The organism is Xanthobacter sediminis (genome assembly GCF_043195015.1).
GTDB lineage: Bacteria > Pseudomonadota > Alphaproteobacteria > Rhizobiales > Xanthobacteraceae > Xanthobacter.
The window spans coordinates 167,460-184,868 of the sequence record NZ_JBAFWH010000001.1 but is presented as its reverse complement, the minus strand read 5'-3'; the positions used below and the strand labels follow the sequence as shown (position 1 = coordinate 184,868).

The following is a 17,409-nucleotide window of genomic DNA, read 5'->3' as shown; positions in this document are numbered from 1 at the left end:
TTCCGCCTGCGGAAGGCATTCCCCCGCGCGAAGACGCCTTGGGAAAGGAAAAATGCAATGTGGTATTTCGCCTGGCTGCTCGGCCTGCCCCTGGCCGCCGCCTTCGCCGTGCTCAACGCCATGTGGTACGAGCTGATCGACGATCGCGCCCGTGCCGAGGCCAAGGGCCGCAAGGCCTGACGGCACGCCGCGCGAGGACTCGCGATGGCGGCACGACGGCTTCGGCCGGCGGCGCCGCCATTGCGCATGGGCGGCGCCCACGCGATGCCGCCGAAGGGCCGCCCCACCCGGCTTGACCCCGCCCCTGCCCTTCCACCACGATATTCGCCGCCATGGTCTCGCGCATCCCGCCCACGCCCGGCCCCGGCCCCCGCCGGCCTTTCCCCTGCGCGCGCCCGGCGACGGCGCCCGCCCGCCCGAAGGAGCACCGGCCATGACCGACCGCGCCGGCGATGCCATGACCGACCCGATCACCGATGCGGAGGCGAGCTGCCGCAACCTGCGGCTGCTCATCGCCCTGCGCTGGGTCGCGGTGGCCGGGCAGGTGTTCGCCATCGCGGTGGTGCACCTGTGGCTCGGGATCACCCTGCCCGTCGCCCAGATGGGCCTCGTGATCCTGCTGCTCATGGGCCTCAACCTCGTCAGCATCCGCCGCTGCGCCTCGGCGCGCCCGGTGAGCGACACGGAGCTGTGCGCCGAGCTGCTGGCGGATGTCGCGGCCCTCACCATCCAGCTCTACCTGAGCGGGGGCGCCACCAATCCCTTCATCTCGCTCTACCTGCTCCAGGTCATCCTGGGGGCGGTGCTGCTCTCGCCGCTGGCCACCTGGGTCATCGTCGGCGTGTCGAGTGCGTGCTTCGTGGGGCTGATGCGGTTCTACCAGCCGCTGGACATGCCGGGGTTCAGCCACCATTTGCCGGCTACCGACCTGCACACCCAGGGCATGTTCCTGTGCTTTTTGCTGGCTTCGGCGCTGGTGGTGCTGTTCGTCACCCGCATCAACGGCAATTTGCGCCGGCGCGACGCGCGCCTCGCCGAGCTGCGCCAGCGCGCGGCGGAGGAGGAGCACGTGGTGCGCATGGGCCTGCTCGCCTCCGGCGCCGCGCATGAGCTGGGCACGCCCCTCTCCACCCTGGCGGTGATCCTCAGCGACTGGCGGCGCATGCCGCGCTTCCGCGACGACGCGGAGCTGGCCGAGGAGCTGGACGAGATGCAGGCCGCCCTCGCCCGCTGCAAGACCATCGTGTCCCATATCCTCATCGCCGCCGGCGAGACGCGGGGCGAGCGCGCCCGCCGCTCCACCCTTTCCGCCTTCATGGACGAGCTGGTGGAGCGCTGGCGCGACAGCCGCCGCCCGAACGCGCTGGACTACCGCAACGCCGTGGCGGCACGGGTGGAGATCGCCAGCGACAGCGTGATCGAGCAGGCCCTCTTCAACGTGTTCGACAATGCGCTGGAGGCGGCCCGCGCCCAGGTGGGCGTCGAGGCGGCGCTGGAAGGCGAGGCGCTGGTGGTGCGCGTCACCGACGACGGGCCCGGCTTCACCGAGGCGGCGCTCGCCCATTTCGGCACGCCCTACCAGTCGAGCAAGGCGGGGCCGGGGCGCGGGCTCGGCCTGTTCCTGGCGGTCAACGTGCTGCGCAAGCTCGGCGGCGCCATCGCCGCGAGCAACCGGCCCGAGGGCGGCGCCCGCGTGGAGCTGCGGCTGCCCGTGCGCGCGCTGGCGGTGCCGCCCGCGGGAGACGGCGAGGTGCCCGATGCCGCCTGAGGCCGATGCCCCCAAGAACCTGCTGGTGGTGGAGGACGACGCGGCCTTCGCCCGCGCCCTGCAGCGCTCGCTGGAGCGGCGGGGCTATGCGGTGCGTGTGTGCCCGCGGCCGGAGGATCTCGACCCCATGCTGGCGGAGTTCCGCCCCAGCTTCGCGGTCGTGGACCTGAAGCTCTCCGGTGTCTCCGGCGCCTCGGGGCTCGATTGCGTCCGGCGCCTGCACGCGCTCGACAACGAGATGCGGATCGTGGTGCTCACCGGCTTCGCCAGCATCGCCACGGCGGTGGAAGCCATCAAGCTCGGCGCCTGCCACTATCTGGCCAAGCCCTCCAACGCCGACGACATCGAGGCCGCCTTCGGGCGGGCGGAGGGTGATCCGGGGGTCGCCCTGGGGGCGCGGCAAAGCTCCCTCAAGACCTTGGAATGGGAGCGCATCCACGAGACGCTCGCGGAAACCGGCTTCAACGTCTCCGAAACCGCCCGCCGCCTGGGCATGCACCGCCGCACCCTCGCCCGCAAGCTCGCCAAGCGGCAGGTGACCTGAGCAAGGTGCTGGACCTGAGCGAGGGGAGAGGCTTAGGCTCCGCGGTGCTCCCGTGTCCCACCGCCCCGGATCGCCGTGCTCCAGACTCCCCTGCTCAAATTCCTCGCCCGCACCCGCGAAACCCTCGCCCCCCTCCGCGAGGGCGAGGTGCCGAGCTACATCCCGGAGCTCGCGAAGGCGGACCCGGACCAGTTCGGCATCGCCCTCGCCACCATCGACGGGCATGTCTACGAGACGGGGGACACGCAGGTCCCCTTCACCATCCAGTCCATTTCCAAGGCGGTGGTGTTCGCCCTCGCGCTCGACACCCTGGGGGCGGCGCAGGTGGAAGCGGCCATCGATGTCGAGCCTTCGGGCGAGGCGTTCAACTCCATCCGCCTCACCGCCGAGAACCGCCCCTTCAACGCCATGGTGAACGCCGGCGCCATCGCCTGCAGCGGCCTCATCGCCGATGCCGTGGGGGCGGAGGCCTTTCCGCTCATCGCCGCCACCCTGGGCCGGTTCGCCGGGCGCGCGCTGGAGGTGGACGAGGCTGTGTTCCTCTCCGAGCGCGCCACCGGCGACCGCAACCGCGCCATCGCCTACCTGCTGCGCAACTACGGCGGCCTGCGCGGCAATGTGGACGAGGTGCTCGACGTCTATTTCCGCCAGTGCTCCCTGCTGGTCACCGCCCGCGACCTGGCGGTGATGGGCGCCACCTTCGCCAACCACGGGGTCAACCCGGTGACGGGCGAGAGCGTGGCCTCTCCCTACGCCATCGCCCGCACCCTGGCGGTGATGAGCTCCTCCGGCATGTACGACTTCGCCGGCGAGTGGATCTACCGGGTGGGCGTGCCGGCCAAGAGCGGGGTCGGCGGTGGCATCCTGGCGGCGCTGCCGGCCCAGCTCGGGCTCGGAACCTTCTCGCCGCGGCTCGATGCCCACGGCAACAGCGTGCGCGGCATCAAGACCTGCGAGATGATGGCCGAGACGTTCGACCTGCACATGCTCTCGCGGCGGGACGACGTGCGCGCCTGCGTGCTCGCGGACTACGACTTCCGCACCGTGCCGGCCAAGCCCGGCCGCCAGTCGCGGGAGGAAGAGATCCTGGCCGCGCGGCCGGGAGCCATCCGCGTGCTGGAGCTGGCGGGCCGCCTCTCCTTCGCCAGCATGGATTATGTGAGCCGCCGCCTGGCCGACCCGGCCGGCATGCCAGAGTTCCTCATCCTCAACCTGCACCGAGTTACCACCATCACCGATGCGGCCATGACGCTGCTCCTGGACATGCTGCAGGAGCAGCTGCCGGCCGGCACCACCACCGTGCTGGCCGGGGTGGACGCCGGCGCGCCGGTGGCCCCGCGGGCCTGGACGCTGAAGGGCGAGGGCGCGCGGGTGCGCATCTTCGCCACCTATGAGGCGGCAGTGGAATGGGCGGAGGATCAGATCATCTTCCGTCGCGGCGGCTTCCCCGAGCGCGGGGCGGATTCCGACCTCGCCCGCCAGGGCCTGCTCTCCGGCCTCGCCGCGCAGGATGTCGCCGAGCTGGCGCGGCTGTGCACTCGCAAGGTCCACGCCGCCGGCAGCGAGATCATGGCCATCGACGAGCCGCCCAACAAGGTCCACTTCCTGCTGCGCGGCGTGGTGAGCGCGCGCGACCGCAACGGCGAACGCGTGGACACGCTCATTCCCGGCATGGCCTTCGGCGAGCTCGCCCTCATCGACCAGCCGCGCGCCGCGAGCGTGCGCGCCGACGGCGAAGCCATCTGCATGGAGCTCTCCATGGACGAGTTCCGCCGCTTCCAGGAGACCCACCCCCGCGTGGCCGAGCGCATCATCCGCAATCTCGCGCTGCTGCTCGCGGGCCGCATCCGCCGCGCCACCGCACGCATCGAGATGCTGACCGGCTGAGAAAGCTCCGCGCGCGGCGGCCCTTTACAAGCTCCCCGCCCGATCTCACACTTCCTGCAAAAGAAGAAGTGTTGTGGAGGGAGGCAATCATGTCGGACGTCTTCGATAAGGGGGCGGCGGCGACGCCCGCCCCGCGCCTGCGCCCCGTCACGTTCTCCGATGTCGCCGCGGCCCTGCGCGCCGGCCTCGCCGATTTCCGCCGCGCGCCCGCCTTCGGGCTGGTGTTCGGCGGCATCTATGCGGCCGGCGGCATCGCGCTTTTATCCGCCGTGTTCGCGCTCGGGCGCGGATACCTCGCCTACCCGCTGATGGCGGGCTCCGTACTCATCGGGCCGTTCGTGGCCTCGGCGCTCTACGAGGTCAGCCGTGAGCTGGAGGCGGGCGAAACGCCGAGCTGGCGCCGCGTGCTGCACACCATGTTCGAGCAGCGCAAGCGCGAGATGAGCTGGATGGCGTTCGTGTGCATCTTCGCCTTCATCGTGTGGATGTACCAGGTGCGGCTGCTGCTCGCCCTGTTCCTGGGCTTCGCCTCGTTCGCCACCCTGCACGACTTCCTGGTGGTGCTCACCACCACCGGCGACGGCCTCGCCTTCCTGGCGGTGGGGCACGTGGTGGGCGCGGCACTGGCGCTGGCCGTGTTCTCGCTGACGGTGGTCTCGTTCCCGCTGCTGATGGAGCGCGACCTCGACGTGGTGACCGCCATGATCACCTCGGTGCAGGCGGTGCTGCTGAGCCCCGGCCCCATGATCGCCTGGGGCGCCGTGGTGGTGGCGACCCTGGTGGTCGCCTCGCTCCCGGCCTTCCTCGGGCTCGTCGTGGCCCTGCCGGTGCTGGGCCACGCCACCTGGCATCTCTACCGCAGCACCGTGCTGCCGCCCCAGGCATAGGCCGCGCCGGCAGCCCGTTCGTGAGGCAAATACCGGAGGCGTGCGCTCCGCGCGTCGCCCCAACCCTCCGCGGGCCGGACCTGGAGCGCCGCGCGGGGTGAAAGCCTTCCCCGGGTGAGAGGGCACGCCGTCAGCGCTTGTCGGGCCGGCCCGGAGTGCGAGGGGTGGGGCTGGAGCCGGCGGGAGCACCCGGCTTGGCCGGTGGGGAAGCCCGTCTGGGGCCGCGGGCGGGCTTCTTGGGCAGCCTCTTGGCAAGGCCGGCGAGCGGCACCTCGGGCACCGCGGGAGCCGGTGCCACTCCCGCCGACACAGGCGCTGCCTTGGCCGGCGCCGTGCCAGCCCCGCGCCGCGCGGCCGGCTTCGAGACCGGCGACTTCGGGGCCACAGCCTTGGTGGCCGATGCCTTCGGAGCCGGAGCCCTGGGCCCCGTGACCTTGGGCGCCGTGACCTTGGGCGCGGCGGGCTTGGGCGTCGCGACCTTGGCGACGGGCGCCTTGGACACCGTAGATTTCGGCGCGGCCACCTTGGGGGATGCTGTCTTGGAGGATACCGCCTTGGGCGAGACCGCCTTCGCGCCGACGCGCGCTGCCGGCTTTGCGCCCGATGCGGGGGGCACCGCCGGCTCCGTCGCCTTGCGGCCACCTCGTGTCGCAGCCGACGTCGGCGATGTGCGGGCCCCCGCGCGGCTCGCGCCGGGCGCGGGGGCCACAGGCCCGGCCTGGGGTGCGATGGTCGCGACGGATTCAAGCTCGATCTCAGGCGAAGCCTCGGCGACGGCCTTGAGCTTCGCTTTCGACTTGGCCTTGGATGCCTTGCCCTTCGGAGCCTTCAAGGAAGCAGCGGCCGGCGCCACCTCCGCGGCACCGACAGCGCCACTCACACCGTCGCCTTTCCCCGAAGCCTTGGAAGCGCTCTTCAAAGCGCCCTTGGAGGCGGCCTTCGCGGCGCGCTTGCCGGCAGCGACCGGAGGGACCTCCGGGGCCATGTCGGGCGCAGCGGGAGCGTCGGCCGGCGAAAGCGCGGCCTTGCCCTTCTCCCTGGACTTCCCGGCGCGCTTGGCCTCGCCCTTCTTCTTTCCGACCGGCGCCTGCACGGCCTCGGCCTCCCGCGCCTCCGAAGCTTCCCCTTTGGCAGCCTTGGCCTTCGCAATCTTGGCGGCGAGGCGGGCGGCCATCAGATCGCCGAAGGACAGGATCAGCGCCTTGAGGTCCTCTTCCTGTACGGCAGCGGCAGCGGTGTCGATGGAGAACCAGAAGCCGTAGCGCTGCGCGCGCTCCGGCCATTTACTGAGGAGCCGCTTCACCTTGAGCGGAAACACCATGACATCGCACAGCACCGAGCGGATGCCGAGGTTCTTCTCGTAGGTGTAGATGCCGATGGCCTCGCGGGCGATGGAGCCCATGAGGCCGGCCTCCTCATAGGCCTCCCGCGCCGCCGTCTTGGCGGGGGAGAGGCCCTTCATGGGCCAGCCCTTGGGGATCACCCAGCGCCGCGTCTCGCGCGAGGTGATGAGGCGCAGCTGCACCTCGCCGTTGGCGCGCACGCGATAAGGCAATGCCGCATATTGCACCCGGCGCCCCGGGTACCCGTTGCCAGACACAGGCATGAGCGATCCGCCTCGGCTCCCGCAAGGCTCCGGGGCGGGTAAGGGCCGCGCCCCGGAGCCGAGATCGATTCCGGCGCTGGTCTACCACAGCCGCGCCGGAGAGGAAGGCATCACCGCCCGCTCATTGCGGCTCGGCGTCATAGACGATGGTGGCGCGCCCGCGCACCTCGATCTCCCCCGCCTCCACCGGCACCGCCATGCGCGCGGCATCGGCCCTCATCATCACCGGCGCCGGCATGATGGGGCCTCCGATGTCGGCATCGGGCGTGACGGAGACGATGCGCACGAGCCGGAGGCCCGCCGCGCCGGCCACCACATTGGCCTGCTCCATGGCGTCCTTCACCGCCGCCACGCGCGCGTCCTGCGCCAGCTTGGCCTGGTTGGAGAGCGTGAAGGAGAGGCCCGAGGCCTGGTTGGCGCCGGCCTGCACCATCTTGTCAAGCAGGGGACCGAGGGCATTGAGGTCGCGCACGGTGATGCGCACCGCGTTGCGCACCTCGAAGCCGATCAGCCGCGGCGCCTCCCTCTGCCCGCCCTGCACCGGCGCATACTGCGGCTGGAGCGAGAACTGGGAGGTCGCGATGTCACGCTGCTCCACGCCCGCCGCCTTGATGGTGTCGATCAAGGCGCTCACCGCCTTGGAGTTCGCCGCCAGAGCCTCGTCGGCGGTCTTGCCGGCGGTGACCACGCCGGTGGACAGAAGGGCGGAATCGGGCACGGCCGAAACCTTCGCCTCACCCACCACAGTGATTGCGGCCGCCATCGCCGCCGGCGCGGCGAAAGCGGAAAGGCCGGCGAAGGCGAAAGCGGCGGCGGCATGAAGGGATGAGCGCATCCTGAACCTCGAACGGAGCCGTCCGCGCCTGCCGCGGACGCAAGGACACCACCGCGCGAACACGGCGCCATTGCGGCGGGCCGCAGGTTACCCACGGCCAAGGTGCCCGGCTTGCATCCAGCGCCGGTTGCGACGGCGCGCGGCGCACCTCCATACTTCAATGCTTCCGGTTGCGCCCGCACCTGTGGTTAGGTGCGCGCATCTTGGAACGCGAAGATCCCATCCGCACGCCCGCAGGCACCGCAGAGGGCAGCCCTCCCGCCGCGGCGCCAGGCTTCCCCGGCAGCGGCCGCAGCCTGCCGCGCTGGCGGAACCTGCGCCTGTCCAGCGTGGTCGGCCGCTACGTGGTGGTGACGGTGACCATCTTCGCAGTGGCGCTGGTGAGCGTCGGTGCGCTCTATGATCGCTTCACCAAGGACCTGGAGACGACCCTGGTGGGCGAGCGCCAGTCGGCGCAGGAGGCCGCCACCGCGAACCGCATGGCCGCCTTCCTGGAGACCATGCAGTACCAGCTCACCAAGATCTCCAATTACCCAGGCCTCAACGCCTTTCTCGCCGCCCCCGAGGCGCCGGCCACCGCCGACATCGCCGCCCTGCTGCGGCTGGAGGCGGACGTGCCGGACCTCTACGGCATCCTCTTTTTCGACGCCAAGGACCAGCTGCGGTATGCGGTGGCCGGCCAAGCAGCCTCCGGCCCGCCGTACTGGACCAGCAAGGGCTGGTCCATCGCCGGCCTGCCGGTGGTGGTGAAGGAGGGGGTGGAGATCATCGGCCCCGCACTGCCCGAGCCCGGCCGGGCCGGCTGGATCCTGCTGCGCCGCCCCATGCGCGAGAGCGGCAACGGCCCCGGCGGCACGGTGGCGCTGCACGTGCGCCTCGCCTCCATGACCGAGCAGCTCGACAAGTCCAACACCAGCGCCATCGTGCGCATGCTGCTCTCCACCCCCTCGGGCGCCATCCTGGACGCCACCGGCCGCCCCATCGAGGATGTGCGGGACCTGACGCCGGGCCCCGAGGTGCTGCCCGGCTGGCGGCTGATGCGCGACCACCGCTCACCTGACGTGCTGAACTCCCTGCGCTCGGCGCGCGGCTGGCTCTATGTGGGCGGCGGGCTCATCATGACGGTGGTGGTGGCGCTGTTCGTGCACCTGGGCCTGCGCATGCGGCGGCGCGTGGACCTGCTGGTGGAGGGCGCGAACGCGGTGGCGAGCGGCAACCTCACCTACCGCCTGCCCCTCACCCGCCAGGCCGACGAGATCAATGCCCTCTCCTCCGCCTTCAACACCATGGCCGAGCGTGTGAAGGACATGATCGACCGCACCGTGCGCACCGAGAAAATGGCGGTGCTCGGCCAGTTCGCCACCGGCGTCGCCCATGAGGTGCGCAACCCCCTCGCCACCATGAAGACCACCGTGCAGAGCCTGAGCCGCGACGAGCCCGACGCCGACCGGCGCGAGCTGCTCATCGACCTGGAGGCCGAGGTGGACCGCCTGAACCGGGTGGTGAACGACCTGCTCACCTACGGCCGCCCCCACCCCGCGGCCCGCGGCCCCCTCGCCGTGCGCGAGATGCTGCGCCGCACCGCCACCCTGCTGAAGCCGGTGGCGGCGGAACGCGGCGTGCACCTCGCCTCCACCGGGGATTCCAGCGCCCGACTGCTGGCCGACGAGGATCACATGCAGCAGATCCTGGTGAATCTCGGCCTCAACGCCCTGCAGGCGTGCGTGCGGGGCGGCACCGTCACCTTCCGCTCGCGCCGCGAGGGCGCGCGCACCATCATCGAGATCGCGGACGACGGCCACGGCATCGCACAGGAGGATATCAGCCGCGTCACCGATCCGTTCTTCACCACCAAGCCCACCGGTTCCGGGCTCGGCCTCACCATCTCCCAGCAGATGGTGGAGGCCAATGAAGGCACCATGAAAATCGAGAGCACCCTCGGGGTCGGCACCTTGATCTGCCTGAGTTTTCCGGCGGATGACCCGATCCACGAAGGGGCCTGAGGGAGGACCCATCCGGCCATGCAGACGGCATCCATACTGGTGGTGGACGACGAAGCCCCTTTCGTGCGGTCCCTGGTCTATGCGCTGAAGAAAGAGGGAATGAAGCCCACCGGCGTCAATTCCTGCGCCGCCGCCCTCGCCGCGCTCCGGGCCGCCCCCATCGACCTCGCCCTCGTGGACCTGCGCATGCCGGAGGTGGACGGCATGGAGACCCTCGCGCGCATGAAGGCGCTCTCCCCCGACCTGCCGGTCATCATGATCTCCGCCCACGGGGACACCCGCGCCGCGGTGCAGGCGGTGAAGGCCGGGGCGGTGGACTACCTGACCAAGCCGTTCGAGCTCGACGACCTCATCCACTGCATCCGCCAGGCGCTCGACCGGCAGCGGATGGCCGGGGAGATCGAGTACCACCGCAGCCGCCAGCTCTCCACCGCCAGCCTCATCGGCGCGAGCCCCGCCATGGCCGCCCTTCGCGACGCGGTGGAGCGCGTGGCCGGCAGCAGCACCTCGCGCATTTTGATCCACGGGGAGTCAGGCACCGGCAAGGCGCTGGTGGCGCGGGCCATCCATGCCGGCAGCCGCCGCGCCGACCAGCCGTTCGTGGAGGTGAACTGCGCCGCCCTGCCGGAGCAGCTCATCGAGGCCGAGCTGTTCGGCGCCGAGAAGGGCGCCTACACCGGCGCCCACCAGAAGCGCACCGGCCTCGTCGCCGTGGCCGAGGGGGGCACGCTGTTCCTCGACGAGATCGGCGAGGTGCCGCTGGCGCTGCAGGCCAAGCTGCTGCACTTCCTGGAGGACGGCACCTACCGACCGGTGGGCGCCTCCAGCGTTCATGCCGGCAACGTGCGGGTGGTGGCGGCCACCAACCGGGACCTCGCCGCGCTGGTGCGCGAGGGGCAGTTCCGCGAGGACCTCTACTATCGCCTCAATGTCATCAACGTGGCGGTGCCGGCCCTGCGCGAGCGTGCCGGCGACGCTCTGGTGCTGGCGGACCACTTCGCCGCCCGCTACGCCCACCAGGAGGGCTGCGCCCCCATCTCCCTCGCGCCCGAGACGGCAGCTCTCCTCGAAGCCCACCCCTGGCCCGGCAACGTGCGCGAGCTGAAGAACCTTATCGAGCGCCTGACCATCCTCTATCCCGGCCGGGTCATCTCGCCCGATCTCCTGCCCCAGGAGCTGCGCGGGGGCACCGCCCCCCTCGTCCCCGACGCGGAAGCCGGCGGCGCCAGCGCGAGTGCCGGCACCATCGGCGACCATATGGATCAGGCGGAGCGCCAGCTGCTGCTGGAAGCGCTGGGCCGCGCCAGCGGCCATAAGGGGCGGGCGGCGGAAACCCTCGGCATCTCCCGCCACGCCCTGAAGCGCAGGCTCCAGCGCCTCGGCCTCTGAGCGCATCGCGCGGTCATTGGCCCCGGTTTTCGACCGGTGCGAGGCGGGTTCGCTCGAACGCCGCGCGGGCCTGGCCAAAGCGCCATGAGCCGGGCTCAGGGGGCCGCTTTGGCATGAGCGCTTTCCGCTCATGAGCGCCGCTCAGGGGAGCGCTTTCCGCTCAGCTGCGCGCTCACCGCTCATCACCCCTGCAAAAAACTACTGACTCCGCAAGGATGACAGCCGGCCCTGGGCACTGGCACGGGCCTTGCTGATCCCTGTCCAACAAGAATGAAGCGAGCGAGCGCTCGCAAGGGAGGAGGATGCCGTGGAGACACGGAAGGTGTGCCTGCAGGCGTGCCGCCATGCGCGCGGACGCCTGCGCCAGCTCTTGAAACGCATCGCTTTGGCTGGCTGCGTGCTCGCGGCGACGAGCCTTGCCGTGCGCGCCGAGCGCGTGACCCTCGGCGCCTCCGAGGAGGATGCCGACGCGGTGGTGGGCTGCCTCTATCCCATGAGCGGCCGGGCCACCATCTACGGCACCGACAGCATCCAGGGCATCCGCCTCGCCCTGCGCGACATCGCCGAGGGCCGCGTGACCGGCAAGCCCGGCCCGCGCCTCAGGGTCATAGTGGACGACGACCTCTCCAAGGCCTCCTACGGCCTGCGTCTGGCGGAGGACTTCATCGACAAGGACCACGCGCGCTTCCTGTGCGGCATGGTCTCCTCGGGCGTCGCCCAGGTGGTGAGCGATCTGGCGCGGCGGCGCTCCACCATCCTGGTCGGCACCGATCACGCCTCCTCGCGCCTCACCACCGAGGCGGGGCACGCCCATTACTTCCGCGTTTCCAACGACAGCTGGACCTCCAACGCGGCCGGCGCGCGCTACCTGCGCGACATCCGCGCGGCCCAGCCCTGGCAGCGCATCGCCATCCTGAACCCCGACTACGAATACGGCCACGTCTCCCGCGACGACCTGCTCGCCGCCATGGACAGCCTGGGGATGAAGTATGAGGTGGTCGCGGAGCTGTGGCCCAAGCTCTACGAGCCCGACTACTCCGCCTACATCCAGGCGCTGAAGGAGCTGAAGCCGGACATCGTGGTCACGGCCCTGTGGGGCGGCGATTTCCTCGCCTTCCTGAAGCAGGCGCAGGCGGTGGACCTGTTCTCCCAGATGCGGGTCGCCAATTTCGACACCGGCGCCAATTACGACGTGCTGGTGCAGCTCGGCGCCAATCCCCCGCCCGGCCTCATCCTCTCCGCCCGCCACAACAACAACTGGCCGGACACCCCGGAGAACCGCCGCTTCGTGAGCGAATTCCGGGCCATGACCGGGCGCTACCCCACTTATGCGGCGGAGGGTGCATACACCGGCATAGTCGCCATCGCGAAGGCGGTGGCGCAGGTGGGCAACGCCGACGACGACAAGGCCCTCATCGCCGCGCTTGAAGGCATGCGCCTCCAGCTGCCGGAGGACCCGGAGGGCTACGGCTCGCTCATCGATCCGGAAACCCACCAGATCCTTCAGGCCCAGGCGGTGGGCACTCCGGTGCCCAACGACCGCTTCCCCCCCGCCAAGGCCATGCTGGGCAACATCCGCGCCTATTCCGCCGAGGACCTGCGCCAGCCGCCGGAACTTGTGCGCGCCCGCCGCGCCGCGGCCAACCCCACTCAATGACGAGCACATTCAAAAAGGGAGAACGTCAAGTGAAGACAAACGGATCCACCCCCCGCAAGCACGGCCGCATCGCGGCCGGCGTCGCCGCCGCGGCCCTCGCCACCACCATGCTGGCGGGCCCGGCGGCCGCGGCGGAGAACGGCAAGTTCCGCGTCGGCGTCGTCACCTTCCTGTCGGGCCCGGCGGCCGGCCCGTTCGGCATTCCCTCCGCCAACGCCGCCAAGGTGCTGGTGGAAGGCCTCAACAAGGGCACCCTGCCCGCCCCCTACAACACCAAGGGCATCAACGGCGCCGAGATCGAAGCCGTCATCATCGACGAGGCCGGCGGCGCCACCAAGCAGGTGGAGGAGTTCCGCAACCTCGTGCAGCGCCAGAAGGTGGACGCCGTGGTCGGCTACATCTCCTCCGGCGACTGCCTCGCCATCGCCCCCGTGGCGGAGGAGCTGAAGGCCCTCACGGTGTTCTACGATTGCGGCACCTCGCGCCTGTTCGTCGAGGACGCGAACCCGAAGTATTCCTTCCGCACCGGCCTCGACGCGGCCGTGGATAACATCGGCGCGGCCCGCTACCTCGCGGCCACCAAGCCCGACGTCACCAAGATCGCCGGCATCCAGCAGAACTACGCCTGGGGCCAGGACAGCTGGCACGACTTCACCCTCGCCCTCGCGCAGACCATGCCGAAGACCAAGGTGGTCGAGAACCAGATGCCGAAGGTGTTCCAGGGCCAGTACGGCGCTGAGATCTCGGCGCTCTCGGTGAAGAAGCCGGAAGTGGTGCACTCCTCCTTCTGGGGTGGCGACATGGAGGCCTTCGTGCTCCAGGCCAACGCCCGCGGCCTGCTGGACGACGCCACGCTGGTGCTCACCTGCGGCGAGTCCGCCATCGACCGCTTCAAGGACCAGGCCCCCAACGGCACCATCATCGGCGCCCGCGGCCCGTTCGGCGCCTTCGCCCCGAAGAACGAGCTGAACGACTGGTTCGTGAAGGCCTACACCGCCGCCTACGACATGGCCCCCACCTACCCGGCCACCAAGATGGCGCAGGCCATCCTGGGCCTGAAGGCGGCGGCCGAGAAGGCCGGCAAGGGCGACGGCACCCTCCCCGCCACCGACGCCATCGCGGCGGCCTTCAAGGGCTCCACCTTCGAGTCCGTCAGCGGCACCGTGAAGATGGACCGCGCCGACGGCCACCAGGCCGTGCAGCCCATCTCCTACGGCACCTACAAGTACGACCCGAAGACCGGCAAGGCGGTCATCGAGAACGTCATCACCTTCTCGGGCGACTGCGTGACCCCGCCGGACGGCACCACCTCCGACGCGTGGATCAAGGCCGGCTTCCCCGGCGCCAAGTGCAACTGAGCAATCGGCAACTGACGAACAGGCAACTGAGAAGCCTGCAACTCGAGAAGCCGCGACAGCTCGGGATCTCCTGACCGGCCTCGATCCCGAGCCCCTGGAGCCGGCGGCAACCCCGCCGGCTCCCTCGCCCCAAAGACGGATGCGGTCCTATGATGAGCTTTCTCGCCGTATTGATCGACGGCACCATCTATGCGTCCTGGCTGTTCCTGGTCGCCGCCGGCCTGACGGTGATCTATGGCGTCATGCGCATTCTCAACATGGCCCATGGCTCGTTCTACGCCATCGGCGCCTATGCGGCCGCCTCCGCCATCGGCTGGTACTTCGCCGACGGCACCGGCTCGGCCGGCGTGAGCTTCCTGCTGCTCATCGGCAGCGCCATCGTCGCCGGCCTCGTGGTGGGCACGCTGGTGGAACGCGGCCTGCTGCAGTTCATGTACGGGCGCGATGAGATCCTGATGGTCATCATCACCTACGCCCTGCTGCTCATCCTCGAAGACGCGATGAAGCTGGTGTGGGGCGTGAACCCCTATTTCGCCTACCAGCCCTACACCGCGCTCGGGCGCTCCACCATCGCCGGGCTCAAGGTGTCGAACTACGACCTGGTGCTGATCTCCATCGCGGTGGCGGTGGGCCTTGCCCTGTGGGCGTGGCTGGAGCGCACCAACCTCGGCAAGATCCTGCGCGCCGTGATCCACGACCGGGAGGTGGCCCGCGCCATGGGCGTGAACGTGCGGCGCATGTTCACCCTCACCTTCCTCATCGGCACCACGCTCGGCGCCCTCGCCGGCGCGCTGACCGCGCCCTCCATCTCGGTGGTGCCCGGCATCGGCGTGGAAGTCATCGTGCTCGCCTTCGCGGTGGTGGTGGTCGGCGGCATGGGCTCCATCGAGGGCGCGGCCGTGGGCGCCCTGCTGCTCGGCCTTTCCCGCGCCGCCGCAGTGCACTTCGCCCCGCAGTTCGAGCTGTTCGTGATCTACGGCGTCATGTCCCTGGTGCTGGCCATCCGGCCCCAGGGCCTGTTCGGCCGCACGCTCGCAAGAAAGATCTGACCCATGCGCCTCGACAAGACTGAAATCGCATTGATCGGCCTTGCGGTCGTCCTGCTCGCGGGCGGCACGCTGCTCGCGCCCGGCTGGCTGATCTTCCTGCTCACCATGGCCCTCGCCAAGGCACTCGTGGTGCAGGGCGTGGTGATGCAGATGAAGGCAGGCCTCGTCTCCTTCGGGCAGGGCCTCTTCTATTGCGTCGGCGGCTATGCGGTGGGCATGGGCGGCCAGTTCCTGGGCGTCTCCGCCGGCCTCGTGCTGCTGGCGGTGGGCGTGGCGGCGGCGGTGGTGCTCGCCATGGTGCTCGGCCTGCTGATGACGCGCTACCGCGAGATCTTCTTCGCCATGCTGTCGCTGGCCTTCTCCATGATCCTCTACGGAGTGCTGGTGAAGAGCCAGGAGCTGGGCTCCACCGACGGCTTCAACGTCAACAACTGGACCCTCCTCGGCCAGACCATCTCCGGCGGCGAGCAGGCGACCCACGTGGTGTTCGTCCTCACCGTCGTCGCGGCGGCGGGCGTGGCCTTCTTCCTCCACCGCTACTACCGCTCGGCCGTGGGCATGACCTGCGAGGCGATCCGCGAGAACGAGGTGCGGGTGGAATATCTCGGCCTGTCCCCGCGCTGGATCAACTACGCCAACTACGTGGCCGCAGCCGCTGTGTCGGCGCTGGGCGGCGGCCTGACCGCGCTGGCCACCGGCCACGTGGACCCGGACATGGCCTATTGGACCACCTCCGGCGAGTTCGTGTTCATCGCCCTCCTGGGCGGCACGGGCAGCGTGTTCGCCCCGTTCCTGGCGGCCATCGTGTTCGCCCTGGTGCGCACCTACGCCATCGAGTTCCTGCCCAACGCCTGGCAGATGATCCTGGGCTTCACCCTGCTCGGCATCGTGGTGTTCCTGCCCAAGGGCCTGTGGAGCCTCTTCACCCGCCGCGCCGAGGCCCCCGTGCCCGCGGCCTCCTCTCCCACGAACGCCCGCACCGGAGGCGTCCGCGCATGACCGCCATCCTCGAAACCCGCAAGCTGAACAAGTCCTTCGGGGCAGTCACCGCCGCCAAGGACCTCGACGTCAAGATCGAGAAGGGCGAGATCGTGGGCGTCATCGGCGCCAACGGGGCCGGCAAGACCACCTTCATCAACATGGTCACCGGCTACCTGCCGCCCACCTCGGGCGAGATCTTCATGGATGGCAACGCCATCCTGGGCCTCGCCCCGCGCGCCATCACCCGCGCGGGCCTTGCCCGCTCGTTCCAGGTGGCGCAGCTCTTCCCGGAGCTGACGGTGCTCGACAACCTCGTGATCGCGCTCGCCGCGGCCGAGAGCCCGCACCCCTCGTTCCTGAAGCCGCTCCACACCAAGGCGCGCATCGCCAAGGCCGAGGAGATCCTGGCCGAGTTCAAGGTGGCGGCGTATCGCGACGCCCGCGTCACGGCCGTGCCCCAGGGCTCGCGCAAGCTCATCGACATCGCCATGGCGATGATCGGCAACCCGAAGATGCTGCTGCTCGACGAGCCCACCTCCGGCGTCAGCGTGGACGAGAAGGGCGACCTCATGGACACTGTGATGGCGGCGGTGCGCCATCACGGCCTCACCGTGCTGTTCGTGGAGCACGACATGGAGGTGGTGCGCCGCTACGTGTCGCGCATCCTCGCCTTCTACAGCGGCGAGATCATCGCTGACGGTCCGCCGGACGCCGTGCTCGCCGACGCCCGCGTGCGCGAACTCGTCACCGGCCATTCCGACCACAAGCCCGCCGCCCAGCAGGGGAGTTCCGTGGCATGACGCTCGCCATCTCCAACCTCGACGTGTCCATCGCCGGCATCCCGATCCTGCGGGAGGTGAGCATGGAGATCCCCTCGGGCAAGATGGTGGGTCTCATCGGCCGCAACGGCGCCGGCAAGACCACGCTCATCCGCTCCATCATGGGGCTCACCGCCATCGCGGGGAAGATCGTGTTCGACGGCGCCTCCATCGGCGACAAGGAGGCCCACTGCCGCGCGCCCATGGGCATCAGCTACCTGCCGGAGGACCGCCGCCTCATCCCCACCCTGACGGTGGAAGAGAACATCCTGATGCCGGCCTGGGCCAACAAGCTGAAGGATGCCCCCGCGCGCCTCGAATGGATCTACTCCCTCATGCCCGAGATCGCGCAGTACCGCGACCGCAAGGCGCTCCAGCTCTCGGGCGGCCAGCAGAAGCTGGTGGCGCTCGGCCGCGCGCTCATGCCGGGCCGGCGGCTGCTGCTGCTCGACGAGCCCTTCGAGGGCGTGGCGCCGGTGCTCTCGCGCCGCCTCACGGAGGTGATCGGCAAGCTGCGCAGCGAAGGCATGTGCGTGCTGCTCTCGGAATCCGACGCCACCCATTCGTCCGATCTGGTCGATCAGGTGTTCAACATCGAGCGCGGGGTGGTCACCGCAAGCTGACCCC

At 70.2% G+C, this 17,409-nt stretch carries 15 protein-coding genes; 13 read left to right on the top strand and 2 right to left on the bottom strand.

Annotated features, from left to right (window positions below):
* The first annotated feature begins 57 nt into the window (after nucleotides 1–57).
* The 5 genes from cydX (at nucleotide 58) to V5F61_RS00680 (ending at nucleotide 5,086) form a co-directional block, all read left to right on the top strand.
* Nucleotides 58–180 (top strand): cytochrome bd-I oxidase subunit CydX, encoded by a 123-nt coding sequence (gene cydX, locus V5F61_RS00700; protein WP_393986955.1) that lies wholly within the window; start codon nucleotides 58–60, stop codon nucleotides 178–180.
* A 253-nt stretch (nucleotides 181–433) separates the two neighbouring features.
* Nucleotides 434–1,768, top strand: a complete 1,335-nt coding sequence (locus V5F61_RS00695) for an ATP-binding protein (RefSeq protein WP_393986954.1) — start codon at nucleotides 434–436, stop codon at nucleotides 1,766–1,768.
* Complete coding sequence (locus tag V5F61_RS00690) at nucleotides 1,758–2,312, top strand: response regulator transcription factor (RefSeq protein WP_393986953.1); 555 nt, start codon at nucleotides 1,758–1,760, stop codon at nucleotides 2,310–2,312. The genes V5F61_RS00695 and V5F61_RS00690 overlap by 11 nt, the downstream gene beginning before the upstream one ends.
* Before the next feature lie 75 nt (nucleotides 2,313–2,387).
* Nucleotides 2,388–4,199, top strand: coding sequence for a glutaminase A (gene glsA / locus V5F61_RS00685; protein WP_393986952.1), 1,812 nt, complete (start codon nucleotides 2,388–2,390; stop codon nucleotides 4,197–4,199).
* A gap of 89 nt (nucleotides 4,200–4,288) precedes the next feature.
* The gene (locus V5F61_RS00680) at nucleotides 4,289–5,086 is read left to right on the top strand and encodes a DUF2189 domain-containing protein (RefSeq protein ID WP_393986951.1); all 798 of its coding nucleotides are present in this window, start codon (nucleotides 4,289–4,291) and stop codon (nucleotides 5,084–5,086) included.
* A gap of 130 nt (nucleotides 5,087–5,216) precedes the next feature.
* Here V5F61_RS00680 and V5F61_RS00675 read toward each other — a convergent pair whose 3' ends face one another.
* Both V5F61_RS00675 and V5F61_RS00670 read right to left on the bottom strand, forming a co-directional pair.
* Nucleotides 5,217–6,692 carry an NUDIX hydrolase gene (locus V5F61_RS00675; RefSeq protein WP_393986950.1) on the bottom strand — a complete coding sequence of 492 codons (1,476 nt, stop codon included), beginning with the start codon at nucleotides 6,690–6,692 and terminating at the stop codon, nucleotides 5,217–5,219.
* A gap of 121 nt (nucleotides 6,693–6,813) precedes the next feature.
* A complete protein-coding gene (locus tag V5F61_RS00670; RefSeq protein WP_393986949.1) occupies nucleotides 6,814–7,527 on the bottom strand; it encodes an SIMPL domain-containing protein in 714 nt (237 codons plus the stop codon).
* A 203-nt stretch (nucleotides 7,528–7,730) separates the two neighbouring features.
* Between V5F61_RS00670 and V5F61_RS00665 the strand changes: the two genes are divergently transcribed.
* From V5F61_RS00665 to V5F61_RS00630, 8 genes are all read left to right on the top strand, one after another.
* Complete coding sequence (locus V5F61_RS00665) at nucleotides 7,731–9,530, top strand: sensor histidine kinase (protein ID WP_393986948.1); 1,800 nt, start codon at nucleotides 7,731–7,733, stop codon at nucleotides 9,528–9,530.
* 18 nt (nucleotides 9,531–9,548) lie between these two features.
* Complete coding sequence (locus V5F61_RS00660) at nucleotides 9,549–10,919, top strand: sigma-54-dependent transcriptional regulator (protein WP_393986947.1); 1,371 nt, start codon at nucleotides 9,549–9,551, stop codon at nucleotides 10,917–10,919.
* Nucleotides 10,920–11,226: 307 nt separating this feature from the next.
* A complete protein-coding gene (locus tag V5F61_RS00655; RefSeq protein ID WP_393986946.1) occupies nucleotides 11,227–12,576 on the top strand; it encodes an ABC transporter substrate-binding protein in 1,350 nt (449 codons plus the stop codon).
* Between the two features lie 29 nt (nucleotides 12,577–12,605).
* The gene (locus tag V5F61_RS00650) at nucleotides 12,606–13,934 is read left to right on the top strand and encodes an ABC transporter substrate-binding protein (RefSeq protein ID WP_393986945.1); all 1,329 of its coding nucleotides are present in this window, start codon (nucleotides 12,606–12,608) and stop codon (nucleotides 13,932–13,934) included.
* A 149-nt stretch (nucleotides 13,935–14,083) separates the two neighbouring features.
* On the top strand, nucleotides 14,084–14,983 hold the full coding sequence (locus V5F61_RS00645) for a branched-chain amino acid ABC transporter permease (RefSeq protein WP_393986944.1): 900 nt from the start codon (nucleotides 14,084–14,086) through the stop codon (nucleotides 14,981–14,983).
* 3 nt (nucleotides 14,984–14,986) lie between these two features.
* Nucleotides 14,987–15,982, top strand: coding sequence for a branched-chain amino acid ABC transporter permease (locus V5F61_RS00640; RefSeq protein WP_393986943.1), 996 nt, complete (start codon nucleotides 14,987–14,989; stop codon nucleotides 15,980–15,982).
* Nucleotides 15,979–16,764: an ABC transporter ATP-binding protein gene (locus V5F61_RS00635; RefSeq protein WP_393986942.1), complete on the top strand. Its 786-nt coding sequence runs from the start codon at nucleotides 15,979–15,981 to the stop codon at nucleotides 16,762–16,764. Before V5F61_RS00640 ends, V5F61_RS00635 begins: the two co-directional genes overlap by 4 nt.
* Nucleotides 16,761–17,405 (top strand): branched-chain amino acid ABC transporter ATP-binding protein, encoded by a 645-nt coding sequence (locus V5F61_RS00630; RefSeq protein ID WP_393986941.1) that lies wholly within the window; start codon nucleotides 16,761–16,763, stop codon nucleotides 17,403–17,405. The genes V5F61_RS00635 and V5F61_RS00630 overlap by 4 nt, the downstream gene beginning before the upstream one ends.
* The last annotated feature ends 4 nt before the right edge of the window (nucleotides 17,406–17,409 follow it).